General features: G+C 51.9%; 13 protein-coding genes. 9 read left to right on the top strand and 4 right to left on the bottom strand.

Translation table 11 applies throughout. The features are described 5' to 3' along the window. Positions 1–205 precede the first annotated feature (205 nt). The 6 genes from NY07_RS01735 to NY07_RS01710 all read left to right on the top strand — a co-directional run bounded on the left by NY07_RS01735 (position 206) and on the right by NY07_RS01710 (position 7,072). Positions 206–598, top strand: a complete 393-nt coding sequence (locus tag NY07_RS01735) for an H-NS histone family protein (protein WP_033537599.1) — start codon at positions 206–208, stop codon at positions 596–598. A 219-nt stretch (positions 599–817) separates the two neighbouring features. Then, positions 818–3,943, top strand: a complete 3,126-nt coding sequence (locus tag NY07_RS01730; protein ID WP_033537598.1) for an amidohydrolase family protein — start codon at positions 818–820, stop codon at positions 3,941–3,943. Next, positions 3,943–5,211 carry an amidohydrolase family protein gene (locus NY07_RS01725; protein ID WP_033537597.1) on the top strand — a complete coding sequence of 423 codons (1,269 nt, stop codon included), beginning with the start codon at positions 3,943–3,945 and terminating at the stop codon, positions 5,209–5,211. Before NY07_RS01730 ends, NY07_RS01725 begins: the two co-directional genes overlap by 1 nt. Positions 5,212–5,290: 79 nt before the next feature. Beyond that, a complete protein-coding gene (rcsF, locus tag NY07_RS01720; protein WP_033537596.1) occupies positions 5,291–5,671 on the top strand; it encodes an Rcs stress response system protein RcsF in 381 nt (126 codons plus the stop codon). Between the two features lie 43 nt (positions 5,672–5,714). Further along, positions 5,715–6,452, top strand: coding sequence for a tRNA (N6-threonylcarbamoyladenosine(37)-N6)-methyltransferase TrmO (gene tsaA, locus NY07_RS01715; RefSeq protein WP_033537595.1), 738 nt, complete (start codon positions 5,715–5,717; stop codon positions 6,450–6,452). 2 nt (positions 6,453–6,454) lie between these two features. Beyond that, on the top strand, positions 6,455–7,072 hold the full coding sequence (locus NY07_RS01710; RefSeq protein ID WP_033537594.1) for an acyltransferase: 618 nt from the start codon (positions 6,455–6,457) through the stop codon (positions 7,070–7,072). Positions 7,073–7,141: 69 nt separating this feature from the next. Here the strand turns inward: NY07_RS01710 and NY07_RS01705 are convergent, their stop codons facing one another. Next, positions 7,142–7,363, bottom strand: a complete 222-nt coding sequence (locus NY07_RS01705) for a hypothetical protein (protein WP_033537593.1) — start codon at positions 7,361–7,363, stop codon at positions 7,142–7,144. Between the two features lie 302 nt (positions 7,364–7,665). Between NY07_RS01705 and NY07_RS01700 the strand changes: the two genes are divergently transcribed. Both NY07_RS01700 and NY07_RS01695 read left to right on the top strand, forming a co-directional pair. Next, entirely contained in the window at positions 7,666–9,219 is a 1,554-nt protein-coding gene (locus NY07_RS01700; protein ID WP_052125456.1) for a M28 family metallopeptidase, read from the top strand. A 228-nt stretch (positions 9,220–9,447) separates the two neighbouring features. Beyond that, a complete protein-coding gene (locus tag NY07_RS01695; protein WP_033537591.1) occupies positions 9,448–11,172 on the top strand; it encodes an AMP-binding protein in 1,725 nt (574 codons plus the stop codon). Positions 11,173–11,270: 98 nt separating this feature from the next. On the opposite strand, the gene NY07_RS01690 is transcribed toward NY07_RS01695, so the two are convergent. Together NY07_RS01690 and NY07_RS01685 are read right to left on the bottom strand one after the other, a co-directional pair. Further along, complete coding sequence (locus tag NY07_RS01690) at positions 11,271–11,543, bottom strand: hypothetical protein (protein ID WP_033537590.1); 273 nt, start codon at positions 11,541–11,543, stop codon at positions 11,271–11,273. Between the two features lie 124 nt (positions 11,544–11,667). Continuing rightward, on the bottom strand, positions 11,668–11,973 hold the full coding sequence (locus tag NY07_RS01685; protein WP_033537589.1) for a hypothetical protein: 306 nt from the start codon (positions 11,971–11,973) through the stop codon (positions 11,668–11,670). Between the two features lie 520 nt (positions 11,974–12,493). Between NY07_RS01685 and NY07_RS01680 the strand changes: the two genes are divergently transcribed. Beyond that, entirely contained in the window at positions 12,494–14,203 is a 1,710-nt protein-coding gene (locus NY07_RS01680) for a proline--tRNA ligase (protein WP_033537588.1), read from the top strand. A gap of 103 nt (positions 14,204–14,306) precedes the next feature. Here the strand turns inward: NY07_RS01680 and NY07_RS01675 are convergent, their stop codons facing one another. Continuing rightward, positions 14,307–15,281, bottom strand: coding sequence for a hypothetical protein (locus NY07_RS01675; protein ID WP_033537587.1), 975 nt, complete (start codon positions 15,279–15,281; stop codon positions 14,307–14,309). Between the last annotated feature and the right edge of the window lie 49 nt (positions 15,282–15,330).

Here is a 15,330-nt window from a genome sequence, read left to right as displayed (position 1 = left end):
GTCGACATCTTTGTCCTACATCAATAACCCCTTATCTTTACCTGAGTCGCTGCACCAAAATGGCTAATAAAGAGATATCTCGAAATGAAATTTACAATAAAGACTAAATATTCATTTAATTCGTTTGATAAAATCTTTTTTAGTTCCTATTATTAGCCCTGTAATCCTATTTACTATTTTATTTTTTAAGCAGGACATAATTAATATGAGCGAATTTCTAGATATATTGACGCACGGTCGTCGCTTTAAGGCTGCTGTTAAAGAATTGTCGGTAGAAGATTTAAAAGATGTAGCGACTAAGCTTGAAAAAATCATCACCGAGAAAGAGAAGCAAGCTGAAGAAGAAAGCGCGATGATGGCCGAGCGCAATGCAAAGATAGAAGAGATTCGCCAACAAATGGAAGCTGTTGGTTTATCAATTGACGATTTAGGTGCCGTAGCTGCTAAGCCTGCCCCTAAAAAACGTGCACCACGCCCACCTAAATATAAAATTGAAGTGGATGGCGAAACGATCACTTGGACGGGTCAAGGTCGCACACCAACCGTATTTAAAAATGAATTAGATAAAGGCCGTTCTTTGGAAGAGTTTCTTATCTAATGCATAATATCCCAGTCCATCTGGGAGACAGGTTTGAAAGCCAACCAGTAGGTTGGCTTTTTTATTAGCCATCATTTTTACTCATTTCACCTCTTACGCTCCCCCATAATCTCCGCCCCGAGATTGACATAAACCGATACAGTTACGCCCTTGGAAATTGTTCATAAAATAGGATAATCTTGAGCCACTTTTTGATCCCAGCCAACAATAATAAACCCTATGCAAATCTATTCTCTCTCTGTCAGTGCGAGCCTAGTCACCTGCTTGTTGGTGAGTCAGTCCGCAATAGCGAACGCTCAATTAACTGATAACACGCCAAAATTAACGGCGCTGTCCCATGCAACTTTAATGATAGCGCCGGGTGAAACCAAGCAAGATGCCACCTTGTTAATAGAAGATAATAAAATTAAAGCCATTATCACCAATGACAAGATCCCGCAAGATGCCTTTGTCATCGATATGAGTGGCAAAATTATTTATCCCGGATTTATCGATCCCTATACCAATTACGGTATCGACTTTAAATATGAGCAGCAGAAGGTCGCTAGCCCGGTTTACGAAATTAAACGCATAGGTGGCAATGCCGAAAATGGTGCTGTTCACGCAGAAAAAGAATGGTTTAACTATATATACCCCGACCAAGAGACGGCCAAACAATGGATAAACAATGGTTTTACCAGCGTACAAACCGGCATGTTAGATGGGATATTCAGGGGCCGTTCGGCAACGGTTTCTTTAGCGCCGCTAAAAGCTAATGACATTATTTACCGAGCGAAATCCAGTCATCTGCTCGCCTTCGATAAAGGCAGTTCGATTCAAGATTATCCCAATTCATTAATGGGTAGCATCGCACTTATTCGACAAACCCTTGCCGATGCCAACTGGTATCGGGCCAATATCAACAAAGCTGACTCTGCCACACAAGAGAAGAATATAGAGTTTAATATTGCGCTAGAACACTTGGCTGATATAGACAAGAGCCTGACGATATTCGAAACCAAGAACTTAAATAATCAGCTTAGGGCGGCACACTTATTAAACGAATTTGAACTGTCGGCAAGCTTAGTCGGCAATGGCCGCGAATATGCGCGTATCGATGAGGTCAAGGCCACAGGCTATAGCATTATTGCACCGCTCAATTTTCCCGCGGCTCCCGATATTAAAGATGGCGATAAAGAAAGAGAGATAAGCCTGGCGCAGCTGCGTCACTGGGAGCGGGCGCCAAGCAATCCTCATGCGCTGGAAAGTGCCGGCATTCCCTTTGCCTTTACCCAGCATGGCATTAAAGCCGATGCCTTCTGGCCAAGGCTAAGACAGGCCGTGAAACAAGGACTAACCCATGACGCGGCACTGGCGGCGTTGACCACTGAGGCAGCCGAAATTGCAGGTATTTCGGCCTTTAGCGGCAAGCTAAAGCCCGGTTATATGGCCGATCTGGTGGTGACCGATGGCGATATCTTTACCCAGGGCAAGATAGTCAGCGTCTGGCTGCAAGGTAGCGAGACACAACAGATCCCCAGAGACAGACATTTGCTGGCGAAAGAATACCAGCTGACCTTAGGTGAACTCACTCTGGATTTGAGCCTAGAGGACGACGACAAGCTGAGCGGCATTCTGGCCAGTGGTGAGCAGGAGATCCCCCTGAGCGCACTCGACTATGCTAAAGCGCGGCTTACCTTTCACGCCGATCTCAGTGAGGCGGGTTATCCGGGCATCAGCCGCTTCACCCTGTGGTTCGACTCAGAGGGCATCCACGGCAGAATGATCGATAGCAGCAATCGTCAGCACCCAATCGCAGGTGTAGAGATTGCCGCCGAGCAGAGCTCAGCCTCAGACAAGGCAGCAACCTCAGATGAGAGCCCAGCCCAGCCTTTGGTTTCCAAGCTCACTAAGCCCAATGTCGCCTTTGGCATTAGCACACAGCCGACAGTTGAACGATTGCATATCAAAAACGCGACCCTGTGGACCTCAACAGAGCGCGGACAACTGGTAGGCTATGATCTGCTGATCCGCGATGGTCGCATCGAAAAGATAGGTCAATCACTCAGTACCCCTTCGGGTTACCAAACCTTGGACGCGACAGGTAAACACCTGACCGCCGGGATCATTGACGAACACTCTCACATCGCCCTCAACGGCGGCACCAATGAGGATACCGACGCGGTCACCGCCGAGGTGCGTATCGGCGATGTGGTCAACCCAGAGGATATCGCCATTTACCGCGCCCTGGCTGGCGGGGTGACCACGGCGCAACTCCTTCACGGCAGCGCCAACCCCATAGGTGGCCAGGCTCAGGTGATCCAGATGCGTTGGGGCGAAAGCGCCGAGGCGATGAAGCTTAAAGAGGCGCCTGCCAGCATCAAGTTTGCCTTAGGGGAAAACGTCAAACAGGCCAACTGGGGAGACCAGTTCAACCGTCGCTTCCCTCAAAGCCGAATGGGCGTCAAGTCGCTGTTCGAGGAGGCGTTTAACGAAGCCTTAGCCTATGAGAAGGCCAAGGCTGATTACCAGCGCCTGCGCAGCAGTCAGCAACGTAAACAGATAGCCCCTAAGCCTAACTATCGCCTGGCGGCGGTTGCCGAGGTGCTGCGCGGTGAGCGTCAGGTGCATATTCATTCCTACGTACAATCTGAGATCTTAATGTTCCTGCGCCTTGCTGAAGCCTATAACTTTAAGGTCGGCACCTTTACCCACATACTCGAAGGCTACAAGGTTGCTGATGAGATGGCTAAACATGGTGCGTACGCCTCTACCTTCTCTGACTGGTGGGCCTATAAGTTCGAGGTCTATGATGCCATTCCGCAAAACACCTGTCTGATGCACAACAAAGGGGTGCTCACCAGCATCAACTCCGACGACTATGAGATGCAGAGACGTCTCAATCAGGAAGCGGCCAAATCCATGATGTATTGCAACATGTCACCGCTTGACGCCTGGAACATGGTCACCATCAACCCGGCGAAACAACTAGGTATTGATCAGCTAACCGGCTCCCTCGAAGAGGGCAAACAGGCAGACCTAGTACTGTGGGATACCTCGCCGCTCTCCGTCTACGCCAAAGTGCAGAGCACCTGGGTGGCGGGGCGCCGTTATTTCGATCGCAAACTCGACAAACAGCTGCAACATGAGGTTGAACAGGAACGCGCCGCACTGATCCAGGCGGTACTTAACAGTGATAAGCCAGAAGTGCCGGGCGAAGCCCCTACAGATAACACTGAGCCTCAATGGCACTGTGACACCCATTACAAAGCTTGGGGGCAAGCAGCCCTGAGCCAAGCAGCCCTGGGCCAACAGGCTGCTCAGCACTCAAGCGCCCACAGCAAGTTACACAAGGAGGCCATCTAATGAAGCCAACACTCTTCGCCCTTAGCCTGGGCCTCGTTTCTTCCACGCTGATGGCTCACGATATGGTCCCCGCGAGCGTCCAAAGCCAGCCAATCCTGATCCATAACGCCAGAGTACACACTGCCATCGACGGTGTTCTGGATGGCACAGATGTGCTGTTTGACCAAGGCAAGATAGTCGCCATCGGCCAGCAACTGCCTCAAGAAGGGGCCAAGGTGATCGATGCCACAGGGCAAGAACTCTACCCAGGCCTTATCGCTCTCGACAGCAGCATAGGCCTGGTCGAAGTGGAGATGATGCGCGCCAGTAACGACAGCTTCGAGGTGGGCGACAGCAACCCGCAGCTGCTGGCCGTCAGTGCTTTTAATCCTGACTCAGAGCTCATTCCTACCATCAGAGTTAACGGTATTACCCACGCCCAGGTCGTCCCCCAAGGGAAGGCGCTGGCGGGGCAATCCTCACTGGTCTCCCTAGATAGCTGGACCATAGAAGATGCTCTGGTGGCCACCGCGCCACAATTTCATCTCTACTGGCCTACCATTGGTTATCTCTCCAAAGATGAAGAAGTCGCCGCTAAACAGCTTAAAGAAAGGGATGCACAAATCACTGAGCTGAGTCAGCAACTCGAAGCGGGTTATCGCTATTTCCTGGCGGAAAAAGCCGGCACTGTCGCGAAGATAGATAACCGCTGGCAGGCGGCGCTCCCCCTATATCAGGGTAAAGCCAGCCTGTTTATTCACGCCAATCGCAGCCAGGAGATAGAGCGCGCCATCGCCATGACGCGTCCTTACGGCTTTAAATTAGTCTTTGTCGGCGGTTATGATGCCTGGCGCCTGGCGGACCAACTCAACGAAATTGGCGCCTCGGTGATCTACAACCGCACCCTCAGCCTGCCACTGCGCAAGGATGAGCCGGTAGAGATGAGCTTTAAGATCCCTGCTCTGCTGGATCAGGCTGGCATTCCCTTTGCGCTTGGCTTTAGCGGCGACTGGAACACTCGTAACCTGCCCTTTGCGGCGGGTCAGGCGGCAGCCTACGGGCTGAATAAAGAGGAGGCGCTCAAGAGCATCACCCTCAATGCGACCAAGATCTTAGGCGTCGACGACATGGGTGCCATCGCCGTGGGTTACCGCGCTAACCTGGTGCTGTCGAAGGGGGATATTCTCGACCCCGCCAGCAGTAAAATCGAAGCTGTGTTTATCGACGGTCGCCAAATAGATCTCAATAATCGCCAACAACAACTTTATCAAAAGTACCTAAAGCGTTAGACTTTTGTTTCTAAGCGACTCAAATCTGGCTGGTTATTTCGGCCAGATTTGAGCTCACCTCATAACACAGGCCAATACCATGACAAAGACCGCCCTGATCCTATCTGCCCTGCTACTGAGTGGCTGTGCGGGCGAATACACCTTCAACAGCAATTTAGATGGCAAGGCCATCAATGACTACTTTAAGGTTGGCGAGGTCAAGTTGTATCAAGAGACGCTACCTAAGGGCTCATACGAACTCAAAGGCATGGTCGAAGGCGAGTCATGTCAGGTGCGTACTCAAGATGTGCCAGCCTCTATCAGTGACGCGCGAACTCAAGCACGCCGCGCCGCCGCAGATAAAGGGGCTAACGGGCTTATCATCAAGGGCTGCACCTTAGTCGAACAGCCGGGCAATACCTGTGTCACCCAGGCGCTGTGTGTCGGTCAGGCCATCTTGCTGCCCACCACAGAGAAGTAGTTTTTTATCGCCCTGCGCATTAGCGTAAACAGAAGTCTTTACCATGACACTCAAACGTGAAGTTGAGGCGGTGGCCATCTGCCGCACCCCTTACAAACAGAAATTTGGCATTCCCAGACAGCCAGGACTGGTTACTGCCGCCCGCGGCTTCGTTGAACTGCAGCCGCCATATAACCACATAGATACCGTGCGCGGCCTGTCGCAGTACTCTCACATCTGGCTGCTGTTTACCTTTCATGAAAACCTCAGCCAAGGCTGGAAAACCACGGTTAGGCCACCACGCTTAGGCGGCAACGAGAAGCTAGGGGTGTTTGCCACCCGCTCCACCTTCCGCCCCAACGGTATCGGCCAGTCTGTGGTCAAACTGCACGCTATCCATCAGCGCAAAGGCAAGGTAGAACTTGAGATCTCCGCCATGGATCTACTGGACGGCACACCGATTCTGGATATCAAACCCTATATCCCCTTCTCAGATGCCATCGAAGGCGCCATAGGTGGTATCGCCCATGAGGCGCCCGTGCTGATCCATGTGCGCTTTACTGAGGCCGTGCAACACCAGCTGGACAAGTTACCCAAAGATAAGTATCCCAACCTCAAGGCCATCATCGAAGGCGTGCTGGCACAGGATCCCCGCCCAGCCTATAAAAAGGCCAAGGAAGACCCAAAAGATTACCAGATAGCCCTCTATGATCTGGATATCCTCTGGCATGTGGATGAGGAAGGCATTCTGGTCGATGCCATTCGCCCGGTAAAACCTGAGGCATTGGAGCAGGCAGATTAATCATGGAAACGCCCATCGATTACCGCGAGCAACATAAACAGCGCCTGGCCTACATGCCTTGGCTCTACTTCTCCTTAAAGCCTAAACACCTCTCCTGGGCCAAGCCCTGGCAAGAGGAGATACAAACGCAATTGATGGCCGTTGAGACGGTGAGCATAGGAGCGGAGTGCTTTATCGCTCCCCAGGCCAAACTGTTTGCCGAACCGGGCCGGGATATTCAGATAGGCAATCGCTGCATGATCGCCGCCGACAGCTTTCTGCACGGGCCTATCGTTATGGGTAATGAGGTGGCCATCAATCATGGCTGCTCCTTAGATGGCGGTCGCGGCAAGATAGTAATTGGCGATCAGACCCGCATAGCCAACAATGTCACCATCTACGCCTTTAACCATGGCATGCGCCCCGACACGCCGATATATCAACAAAGCAGTCAATCTAAGGGAATCGTCATAGGCAAAGATGTATGGATAGGCGCCCAGGCGGGCATAGTCGATGGCGTGACCATAGGCGACGGCGCCGTGATCGGCATGGGGAGTATCGTCACCAAAGATGTTCCCGACTTCGCTATTGTCGCCGGTAATCCCGCTCGTATCATAGGTGATAGGCGCGATAAGAAATAAACGCCTGCCGAGTTAGCTAATGAGTAAACCCAGAGTGCCAAGCTAATTACCTAAACCCAGAGTGCCAAGCTAATTACCATGGATCAGCTTACCGGCACCATGGAAAATCACATTGACAATCCCACCAGCTAAATCCTTCTCTTCGACCTGATTATCTGGGTTATTGGGCCGAGATTCCGCGCGCTTTTTGACTCCATCGTAAAAGGCCTGATCGAGGGATTTATTGCTGGCGCAACCGCTCATCAGCCCTAGGCTGAGACTGGCGATCAACAAGGTCATAGTAACTTTCATGCTCTTTTCCTTAACCCGAGAGGCTTTCATCGTCATTCCCTTTATATCCACTAAACATGACTAGCCCAAAGATGGCAAATCGACACTAGCCATTAGTTAGAAGGTAAGGCAGATTTTTTGAACAAGCAAACAAACTTAACAGATCTTTGCCCCGCCATCGCCGCCGCCCTTGCATCTACCTTTCTGATACACATATGATGATCAATCGATTGCCCTAACCAGGCAACGACTACAACATAAAAAGCAATCATCACAAAAGGAAGTCGTCTGTGAATACCCCACGCCTCTTGGGCTTACTCGGCCTGTTGCTGCTACCGGCCGCCAGTGCCGCGCCCTTCATCTTCGACCAGCAAAGCTATCGTCAAGATGTCAAAACACTCGCCAGCGATAAATTTGAGGGCCGCGGCCCACTCTCCAAGGGCGAAACCCTCACGGTGGAATACCTAGAGAATGCCTTTAAACAGATGGGCTTAGCGCCAGGATTTGGCGATAGCTACCGTCAGAGTGTCCCCATGGCCAAGATCACTGCCGACCAGAATATGCAACTCAAAGTGGGCGATCTGCGCTTTACCAATGGCAGTGACTTTACCGCCCGCACCGAGCAGATCCAGCCAAGCCTCAGCCTGGATAACAGCGAGGTAGTCTTCGTCGGCTACGGTATCAAGGCACCCGAATATGGCTGGAACGACTACCAGGGCATAGATGTCAAAGGCAAAACCGTGATCCTCATGGTCAACGACCCCGGCTTTGCTACGCAGGACCCAGAGGTCTTCAAGGGTAACGCCATGACCTACTATGGCCGCTGGACCTACAAATATGAAGAGGCGGCCAGACAGGGCGCCAAGGCAGTATTTATCGTCCATGAAACCGCCCCTGCCGCCTACGGCTGGAATGTAGTGCAAAACAGCAACACCAACACCAAGTACACCTTGGTGGACAAGGAGAAGAATCGCTCTCACATTGGGGTGATGGGTTGGATCCAACATGAAGTTGCGCAGAAGATCTTCACCGCCGCGGGCTTAGATTACGACAAGCTTAAGCTCACCGCCGCCAAACCAGGCTTCAAACCGCGATCGCTCAAGCTTAAGGCTGACCTTACTCTGAAAAATGAGATTGAGCTGGCTACTTCCTACAATGTGGCCGCTCTGCTGCCGGGCAAAACCCGTCCTGACGAGTGGCTGGTAATGCACGCCCACTGGGATCACTTAGGCAAGACGATGCATGAAGATCAGACCCGTATCTACAATGGCGCGGTGGACAACGCCTCAGGCGTAGCGGGTGTATTGCAACTGGCACGTCACTTCAAGTCTCTAAGTGCGACACAGCCGCCTGCGCGCTCCATGTTGTTTAGCGCCTTTACCGCCGAGGAAACCGGCCTCATCGGCGCCCAGTATTTTGCCGAAAACGCACCTGTGCCCACCAAGCAGTTGGTTGCCTTCCTCAACATAGACGGTATGAATGTCGGCAACAAAGTCGATTATATCTTGCGCTATGGCGAAGGCGTTTCTGAGCTGGAAAACTATCTAGATGCCGCCGCCAAGGCCCAAGGCCGTTGGGTTAAGGCCGATCCAAGGCCGCAAAACGGTTTGATGTTCCGCTCGGATCATTTCGCCTTGGCCAAACAAGGTGTCCCCGGCCTGATGTTTATGAGCCTGGGGGATACAGATCCAGACTATATCGCCCACAAGTACCACCAGGGCGCCGACGATTATGATCCCAGTTGGACCCTAGGTGGCGTCGAGCAAGATCTGGCGCTGATCAGCGATATTCTACAGAAGCTCGCCAACAATGATGACTGGCCAAAATGGCTCGAAGCGTCGGACTTTAAGACCCGCCGCGGCCAAGATGGTCGCTAAATTGGCAGCCGTCCCCTCATTAAGATGACACAGTGAAACAGGAGGCTTAGACCTCCTGTTTTCATCTTGTTTTTATTAATAAAAACAGCCAATTTATAGGGCCTTTAGCGGACTTATCCGACCTTAGTTCTTTAGTCTATATAGGTCAATCTTCACTTGTGAGTCCCCCGAGGCTTTGGGTAGTGTGTGATCAAACCACAATCGACACCCCCTAAGCACGGAGGCTCTATGTCTGCTGTAACGACATCTGCAATTGAAAACCAACTTCCCTTACAACTGAGCCAATTTTACGGCGACACCAGCACGCCGCTAATCGAACAAACCATAGGTCATTACCTGGATGAGATGGCAGCAAAGCACCCCGACCAACTCGCCATCGTCATGCATCATCAAGGGATCCGCTGGAGCTACCAGGAATACCAGTCTCATATCGACGAACTGGCCGCGGGTCTACTGGCCATAGGCATAAAACCAGGGGATCGCGTCGGCATCTGGTCACCCAACAATATCGAGTGGTGTCTGACCCAATTTGCTACCGCCAAGATAGGCGCCATCATGGTATGTATTAACCCGGCTTATCGCCCAGAGGAGCTGCAATACGCCCTCAACAATGTGGGTTGCCGCGCCATCATCTGCGCCGAAAAATTTAAGTCCAGCCACTATCTCTCCATGCTCTACGAGCTAGCCCCTGAACTGAATATCTGCTTACCGGGTCAACTGGAATCGACCAACCTGCCGAGCCTTGAGTTTGTGATCCGTATGGGTGATGAGGCGTCTCCCGGCATGCTCAATTTTAGCCATATCAAGCGCCCGCTGACCGAGAGTGACCGCAAGGCGCTCAAAGATACCGCCGCCCAGCTATCTCCTTTCGATGCCATCAATATTCAATTCACCTCAGGCACTACGGGCAGCCCAAAGGGCGCCACTTTGAGCCATCACAATATCTTGAATAACGGGCTCTTGGTCGCCAAGGCGATGCGCTTAGGCCTCGAAGATAAGCTCTGCATCCCTGTGCCCCTGTACCACTGTTTCGGCATGGTGCTGGGTAACCTTTCTTGCATCTCTGTTGGCGCCTCGGCCATCTATCCGAGCGACTCCTTCGATCCCCTAACGACCCTTGAAGTGGTTGAAGCCGAGCGCTGCACCGCGCTGCATGGGGTACCGACCATGTTTATCGCCCAGCTTGAGCATCCCGAATTTAAACGCTTCGATCTCAGCACGCTACGCACAGGTGTTATGGCGGGTGCCACCTGCCCCGAGGAGGTGATGCGTAGGGTGCAAGATCTCATGTATATGAAAGAGGTGTTGATCGGTTATGGTCAGACAGAGTGCAGCCCTATCAACAATATGACAGAGATTGGCTCGTCACTGGAAAAACGCGTCACTACGGTTGGCCGCGCCCTGGCCCACACCCAGGTGAAGATAGTCGATGAGTTTGGCGAAGTGCTACCCGTTGGTCAGCCTGGTGAAGTCTGCAGCCGTGGCTACTGCGTGATGCAATACTACTGGAACGACGCCGAGAAAACAGCGGCCACCATTGATAGCGAAGGCTGGCTCCACTCGGGCGACTTAGGAGAGATGGACAGTGAAGGCTATGTCAAGATTGTCGGTCGCATCAAGGATATGATCATCCGGGGCGGTGAGAACATCTACCCAAGGGAGATCGAAGAGAAGCTCTACACCCACCCGCAAGTGCAAGATGCGGCCATCTTCGGCGTCAAGAGTGAGAAGTATGGTGAAGAGGTGTGCGCTTGGATCAAGGTGCAACCAGGGGCCAGCGTCACCGAGGAGGAGATACGTCACTTCCTCACCGAGAAATTTGCCTACTTCAAGGTACCGAGATACATCAAGTTCGTCGAACAGTATCCCATGACGGTGACAGGTAAAATACAGAAGTTCAAGATGCGCGAGATGATGTATCAGGAGCTGTATGAGGCGATCAACTGCAACTAGCGATCCCAGCTAGCCTTTCGCCAGCCTATTCTAGGGAATAGGCTGGCATTTTTTTTGTCTGGCGTCTGGTACTTAGGGGCAATTTGAAAAGGCCAATATTAAAAACTCAGTAGCTGGGCGCCGACCTTCTCAACCCGTTTCTCGTTACGACTGATCACATATCCCTGCTCAACATAATCATCAATACATTGCTGATAGTCGCTATCTGATTGCGTGTCACCGAAACCAAGGCCTGTCCAGTTGACCTCGCACTCCACCGTCTCGCCCTTATCATTGCTCAGAGTCGCCTTCTGATAGGTGGTCTCGAGTCTGGGCACTAGCACTAAGACCCCTAAGATCAATGCGATGACGATAAAATATTTTGCTTTCATGGCTATCCTTAAAAAACGATCCTTACAATAACCGCCATAAATTAACGGCCTAAATAACTGTCCTTAATGGCTGATGACTACAACCTGCTCTCTCCGGCGCCCATTAGGCGGAAACTTGGCGTAATCACTCAGCCTGTATCCTGACATCACGGGCGCCGGCGCTCAGGCCAAGCTCCATCAGGCAGCGCTCCTCGACCTCAGACAGCCCGCCCTCACACATGGCCATCGGCTGGATGACAAGTTTTGGCCGCTTAAACAGCCCAAGGCAACCCAGCTCAGTCAGCCCTTGTTTGAGACACTGCTCGGCTGGGGCAAAATTGCCCACCAGCAAACGCCTCGTCGTAAATGGCGCACTCGGCGACAGGGCCGTTTGCTGCGAGCCTTTACTTAGCACGATACGATCGGGATAGATTTGCGCGATCACTTCCATTTGTTGTCTACCTTTTACTGGCCATTTTACTAGCCACTTTACTAGCCATTTTACTGGCCAGAGACAGTTTGCGAAAAGCCCAGTACTTTACGCCATTTATCCGCGTTGATCACTAGGAGCTGTTAATGTTTCAGGTTAAATTCTGATTAATCTAAGCGGGTTTTGCTTGCCAGGTGACCTGTGAAGTGAGCACTGAGGTAGGCAATAGCGCACGGTGAGTGATCTAGATTTGCGCGCAATCGGGACAATAATAACCGAGCGCGTTTCTACGCCCCCTTGGGGCGGCTCTTAAAAGGCCATCTCTGCCGGCTTATCACACCTTTATATCGACTCATCACACCACACTAAACTCGGCCTTGTATAAATCACCTCCAGCTTGCGGCATAAACAGACAACATGGGGCTGCCATCCTGACAGGCCGACACAAATCTCCCGCGGCGTCGAGCCAACAAACTAGGTGACATCAAACGTCAGGGTGCTAAAATGTCGGCCTATTTCATAACACAAGTGGATATTGGGAATGCGAGTTAGCAAGTACCTGCTTTCAACACAAAAAGAGACCCCGGCAAACGCTGAGGTGATCAGTCATCAATTAATGCTACGCGCCGGTATGATACGTCGTAACGCTTCTGGCCTATACAGCTGGTTGCCGACAGGCTTACGTGTGCTGCGCAAAGTCGAAGCGATCGTTCGCGAAGAGATGAATAATGCAGGTGCTGTTGAGATCTTAATGCCCATGGTGCAACCGGCAGATCTTTGGGTTGAAACTGGCCGTTGGGAAAAATTTGGCCCTGAGCTGCTACGTTTCCAAGACAGACATAACCGCGACTTCGTACTGGGCCCGACTCACGAAGAGGTGATCACAGATATCATTCGTAAAGAGGTTAACTCATACAAGCAGTTGCCGCTGAACCTATATCAGATCCAGACCAAATTCCGCGACGAAGTCCGTCCCCGTTTCGGTGTGATGCGCTCACGCGAATTCCTGATGAAAGATGCCTACTCTTTCCATCTGGATCAGGAAACCATGGATGATACCTATGAGGCGATGTACCAAGCCTACAGCAACATCTTAGGCCGCATGGGTCTGGCTTTCCGTCCGGTACTGGCCGACACTGGCTCTATCGGTGGCAGCATGTCACATGAATTCCACGTGCTGGCTAACAGTGGTGAAGACCTGATTGCCTACTCAACCGAGAGCGATTACGCCGCCAATATCGAAAAGGCGGAGGCACCAATACCGACCGAGCCACGCGGCGCCGCCACCATGGAAATGAGCGTCATTGACACGCCAAACGCCAAGACCATCGAAGAGTTGGTTGAGCAGCACGGTATCGCCATCGAGAAGACGGTGAAAACCATTATCGTTAAGGGTGCCAGCGAAGACACACCACTGGTTGCAGTGATCGTTCGCGGCGACCATGAACTGAACGAAGTCAAAGTTGAAAAACTCGATGCGGTACTTTCTCCGTTCGAGATGGCCGACGAAGCTGAAATCCGCGCCGCCTTAGGTGCAGGCCCTGGCTCACTTGGCCCAGTAGGCATGACCATCCCTGTGTATGTGGATCACAGCGTCAACGTGATGAGCGACTTTGCTGCCGGTGCTAACCAAGACGGTAAGCACTATGTGGGCATCAACTGGGAACGTGACCTGCCACAAGCAGAGGTTGCCGATCTGCGTAACGTTATCGAAGGTGAGCCTAGCCCATGTGGTCAAGGTACTATCGGCTTGCTACGCGGTATCGAAGTGGGTCACATCTTCCAACTGGGCACTAACTACTCACAAGCCATGGGCGCCAGCGTACTGGATGAAAACGGTAAGGCACAAACCCTGCTGATGGGTTGTTACGGTGTAGGCGTGAGCCGTATCGTAGCCGCTGCCATTGAGCAGAACCACGACGATCGTGGCATCATCTGGCCAGACGCCATCGCACCTTTCAAGGTGGGTATCTTGCCGATGAACATGCACAAGTCACATCGTGTTAAAGATATGGCCGAGAAGCTCTACAGCGATCTTCACGATGCCGGTATCGAAGTCCTGTTCGACGACCGTAAAGAGCGTCCAGGCGTGATGTTTGCCGACATGGAGCTGATTGGTCTACCGCACGTCATCGTAATTGGCGATCGCAACATAGACAACGGCGTATTCGAATACAAGAATCGTCGCACCGGCGAGAAGCAGGAGATCCCATTCGAGGAGATCGTCGACTTCATCAAGTCTGCTAACTAAGACGCGCAAGTTCGCTCAAACAAGAGTTCGCTTACACAAACGCCCGGCAAATGCCGGGCGTTTTTATTTAGTTTGTAATGCTTTCCTTAATCCTATGAGCCATTTATTGATGCTCTTTCCGGGCTAAAAACGCCGCTCTCGCCTTTAGATACTGTTCACTAGGTTTAGCCCATTCGTGCTCAGGTAATGGCTTACACCACTGCTGCACGGCTTGCGGCCAGGGCCTGAACACCGCAAGTCGCAAATACCAAGCAGAGATCAGATAGGGCACCTGCCACCAAAAAAGCATATGAATCACATAGTAGCAGCCCATGACTAACCAGGACTCACTGTAATCCCGCAGATTGATATGCAGCCAACGCTTGTTAGGGTTAGCCACAAAGCGCTGCCATAAGCCACGGCGCCGATTGAGGAAGCTTTGCCTGTCGGGTAAGGGCTTCACGCTTAGCCAGCACTCTTTGGGCTCATCCATAAATCGCCGAATGGCCTCCCAATTTTCCACGGCAAAGTTAACTATTATGTTGCCCTCCCCCTGATAGAAACAGTGCAGCGATCTATCCTGCTCTCTATATTCTGCCAAACGCAGACTGTGGACATCCATCTTTATGGGTTTGCCTATGGCCGTCGCCCCCAGCGCCTCACCAGCATAGACATAAGCCACGAGGGATTCCCAGGGCACGAAGCGCGGCGTGTCACAACCAGGCTTCCAATAACAAAGCTCACGCCGCTGTCGATTAAAGCGGATCATGGGGCGTTGCCGACGACGCATCACCTGCCAGCTAAACAGCAACCCAGACACCAATAAACCGATTAAGAGAGCAATTAGGATAAGAATAGTTTCCAGTCGCTCGAGCTCACCGTCTTGCAGACCCGCCGCGATAAAAATCGCGCTAAACAGGTAGAGAAAACCGATGACGCATCGCACCTGAAAGGCAATATCCCTGTCGGCCTTTCCCTGACCTATATCCAGAGTCACCTCGTCATGGTGCAGAATCAACTCGGGGGGAAGCAAGGGAGCACCAGGCGGTGACATCACGGGCAGTGGCGCGAGGAAATAGGCAGGAAAACCCTGCAGCATCACGGTGTCACCCGAACACGGCGCAGATTTTAGAAAAATACTCATATAT

Origin of the sequence: Shewanella sp. ECSMB14101 (genome assembly GCF_000773485.1) — a bacterium.
Classification (GTDB): Bacteria; Pseudomonadota; Gammaproteobacteria; order Enterobacterales; family Shewanellaceae; genus Shewanella; species Shewanella marisflavi.
The sequence above is the reverse complement of the archived record's forward strand: the minus strand, read 5'-3'. Positions and strand labels throughout refer to the sequence as shown.

Coding starts and splice junctions, on each gene's coding strand:
- rcsF (WP_033537596.1), top strand. CDS start 5,291: ATGACAAAGACCGCCCTGATCCTATCTGCCCTGCTACTGAGTGGCTGT.
- NY07_RS01735 (WP_033537599.1), top strand. CDS start 206: ATGAGCGAATTTCTAGATATATTGACGCACGGTCGTCGCTTTAAGGCT.
- NY07_RS01675 (WP_033537587.1), bottom strand. CDS start 15,281: ATGCTGCAGGGTTTTCCTGCCTATTTCCTCGCGCCACTGCCCGTGATG.
- NY07_RS01705 (WP_033537593.1), bottom strand. CDS start 7,363: ATGAAAGTTACTATGACCTTGTTGATCGCCAGTCTCAGCCTAGGGCTG.
- NY07_RS01690 (WP_033537590.1), bottom strand. CDS start 11,543: ATGAAAGCAAAATATTTTATCGTCATCGCATTGATCTTAGGGGTCTTA.
- NY07_RS01680 (WP_033537588.1), top strand. CDS start 12,494: ATGCGAGTTAGCAAGTACCTGCTTTCAACACAAAAAGAGACCCCGGCA.
- NY07_RS01710 (WP_033537594.1), top strand. CDS start 6,455: ATGGAAACGCCCATCGATTACCGCGAGCAACATAAACAGCGCCTGGCC.
- NY07_RS01695 (WP_033537591.1), top strand. CDS start 9,448: ATGTCTGCTGTAACGACATCTGCAATTGAAAACCAACTTCCCTTACAA.
- tsaA (WP_033537595.1), top strand. CDS start 5,715: ATGACACTCAAACGTGAAGTTGAGGCGGTGGCCATCTGCCGCACCCCT.
- NY07_RS01730 (WP_033537598.1), top strand. CDS start 818: ATGCAAATCTATTCTCTCTCTGTCAGTGCGAGCCTAGTCACCTGCTTG.
- NY07_RS01725 (WP_033537597.1), top strand. CDS start 3,943: ATGAAGCCAACACTCTTCGCCCTTAGCCTGGGCCTCGTTTCTTCCACG.
- NY07_RS01685 (WP_033537589.1), bottom strand. CDS start 11,973: ATGGAAGTGATCGCGCAAATCTATCCCGATCGTATCGTGCTAAGTAAA.